The sequence below is a fragment of the Arsenophonus endosymbiont of Bemisia tabaci Q2 genome, assembly GCF_902713415.1.
Classification (GTDB): Bacteria; Pseudomonadota; Gammaproteobacteria; order Enterobacterales; family Enterobacteriaceae; genus Arsenophonus.
This window is the reverse complement of the sequence record NZ_CACTIE010000248.1, coordinates 1-2,736: the sequence shown is the minus strand read 5'-3', so window position 1 is coordinate 2,736 and position 2,736 is coordinate 1. Positions and strand designations below refer to the sequence as shown.

1 protein-coding gene and 2 pseudogenes are annotated in these 2,736 nt (G+C 31.6%); 1 reads left to right on the top strand and 2 read right to left on the bottom strand.

Features of this window, described 5'->3' with window-relative positions:
• Positions 1-369, bottom strand: a pseudogene (gene argR / locus ARSQ2_RS10735) (transcriptional regulator ArgR); the annotation flags it as partial.
• Between the two features lie 403 nt (positions 370-772).
• Between argR and mdh the strand changes: the two are divergent.
• Complete coding sequence (gene mdh, locus ARSQ2_RS10730) at positions 773-1,717, top strand: malate dehydrogenase (protein WP_181994524.1); 945 nt, start codon at positions 773-775, stop codon at positions 1,715-1,717.
• Between the two features lie 58 nt (positions 1,718-1,775).
• Here mdh and ARSQ2_RS10725 read toward each other — a convergent pair.
• Positions 1,776-2,051: pseudogene (locus ARSQ2_RS10725) on the bottom strand (helix-turn-helix domain-containing protein).
• Positions 2,052-2,736 lie beyond the last annotated feature (685 nt).

The window sequence follows — 2,736 nt, the reverse complement described above, 5'->3', positions numbered from 1 at the left end:
TACCTAAAATTCCTTCTGAAGTTCGTAACGAATCTAATAAACGAGCAATGAGCTGTGCAGCGGCAGGACTCGTACGAATAACACAATTGATTGATTGTAGCTAACATCTAATACCAAATTTTTTAGCGGGCTAATTGTTGTGGGAACAACCAGTTTAGCAGGTAGGCAATAAACCATTTCCATTTTAGCATTACGGTTACGCACCGCACCAAACTTTGTCAGCATTCTAGAAATTTTTGACTGGTTTATATTTTCAAAGCCTTGCTGTTGAAGTGCTATAAGGATCTCACTTTGGGAGCTAAATTTTTCTTCCTTGAGCAAAGCTTTAAAAGCTTTCACGAGATCTTCTTGTTTAGAAGAAACATACATAAATCAACTTTTTTAAGACGTTAAGTAGAGCGGTATTATGTATAAAGGTGAATTTTTATTCAACAAGCAATTCTAGCCTGGTGTTATGAAAATAATAAAAATTATTAGTCAGTTATTTGCCTACTTTGTGGAAATTAGCGATAAATTATTGTTTAAAAAATAATGTTATTTGTAAAAAATGGCAGTCGTGTCTCTAAATTATGCTGCTACCTAAGCAATATTAAAAAAGTGCCCCGTATCGCATAAGTCGATAAGAATTTTATTTAAAATGAAAAAAAATTTACAAGATTTATTTATTAACAAGAATTAATCGTAATTAATAGACTGTGTTATGAATAACGTATGTAATAGGTTGAAAGTTTTTAAGCCATTTTGAAGTGTCATCATATAAAGGAGTATCAGCATGAAATTAGCTATTCTTGGAGCAGCAGGTGGTATCGGCCAAGCACTTGCACTTCTTCTTATTCTTAAAAACCAGTTTCCATCAGGCTCAGAGCTTTCTCTTTATGATATTGCTCCTGTGACCCCTGGTGTTGCTAAAGATTTAAGCCATATTCCAACAGATGTAAAGGTAATTGGTTTTTCTGGTGAAGATCCGACACCGGCACTTGACGCTGCTGATGTAGTATTAATTTTGGCAGGTGTTGCCAGGAAACCAGGTATGGATCGCTCAGATTTGTTTAATATCAATGCCGGTATCGTTCGTAATCTGATTGAAAAAGTTGCTCAGAGCTGTCCTAAGGCGTTAATTGGTATTATTACTAATCCGGTTAATACTACTGTTCCGATAGCAGCAGAAGTATTAAAAAAGGCCGGCGTGTATGATAGAAATCGATTATTTGGTGTAACAACCTTAGATATTATTCGTTCTAATACTTTTGTTGCTGAATTAAAAGGTAAAAAACCTCAAGAAATCGAAGTGAAGGTTATTGGTGGTCATTCTAGCGTAACGATCCTACCGTTACTCTCTCAAATTGCCAATGTTAACTTTACCGAGCAGGAAGCTGAGGAGCTAACCAAGCGTATTCAAAATGCCGGCACTGAAGTTGTTGAAGCAAAAGCTGGTGGCGGATCAGCGACACTTTCTATGGGCCAAGCCGCTGCACGTTTTGGTTTATCATTAATTGACGCTTTAAATGGTAAAGAAAATGTAATCGAGTGTTCATATGTGGAAAGTGATGGTGAATATGCGCGTTTTTTTGCTCAGCCAATACGTTTAGGTAAAAATGGGATTGCAGAAAGATTACCTATTAATATTATTAATAAATTTGAAAAAAATAAATTGAAAAATATGTTAGAAACACTCAATAAAGATATTAAATTAGGCGAAGATTTTATTAATAAATAATATTATTAACTTCATTAAATAATAAACCGCAGATATGAGTCTGCGGTTTTTTTATAATTTATTCTTTATTTTTATTAGTAGGCCGACGAATATTTCGTTCTAATAATTCTCCTGTATTAAAATCGTAATAACGGATTGGCTATATTTCAGAAGGATGAAGGTTTAAAAAGTTCGCAATTATCCATTCTCCTTTTGGCCAGGGCCGAGATAATGCATTAGCTAGTGTTGAAGAGCTTAAACCTGCTTGTCTTGATATAGCTGCTAATGTTTTTCCGTGTTTTCTTAGCGCTGCAATAATATCCGCAGGATACCAATCAGATTTCTGTGAAATCATTTTTAATTCTTTTTCTATTAAATATATTGCTGCATTAGTGGTATAAATAACAGATAGTTCTGACATGTATTTCGAATTAGAACTTGTTATTAGAAATAAAATAACATTTTTTCTTTAATAGTTTCTTATTTTTTCTTAAAAATCTCTTTTTGAACTTGATTACAAAAAATAGAGAAATTTTACAGATATTTTAAGAAATATAGTAAGGCTCTCTTCAATTTGCTAGGAGTATAACTAATTAATTCTAGTTATGTTAACTCAGTATAATAGAATGAAAAAAATAAAAATCTTTAATTTATATTAATTCTTTAGAATTAATAGTTATAAAATAATTTTTCCGATATTAATAGAAAAAATTAGTTAATAATGATAGTGAAAAGGAGAACAATATTTGCAAGAGATAAAAAAAGAAATAACCCTACAATTTTATTCAATGCTTTTTCTATGGTTAGAAAATTAGGAGGGTTTTAAAACAAAAAATAATCTAAAAGGCCACCATTTTTAACAATTAGATTTGCAGAATTAGGTTATGTATTATAGCTAAGCGACTTAATTTTGATGACATTATTTATATGAGCTATTCAATTGATTTTAGACGTAAATATCACTTTACGTCTAAAATCAATTGAATAGCTCATATAAATAATGTCATCAAAATTAAGTCGCTTAGCTATACCTATTCGCC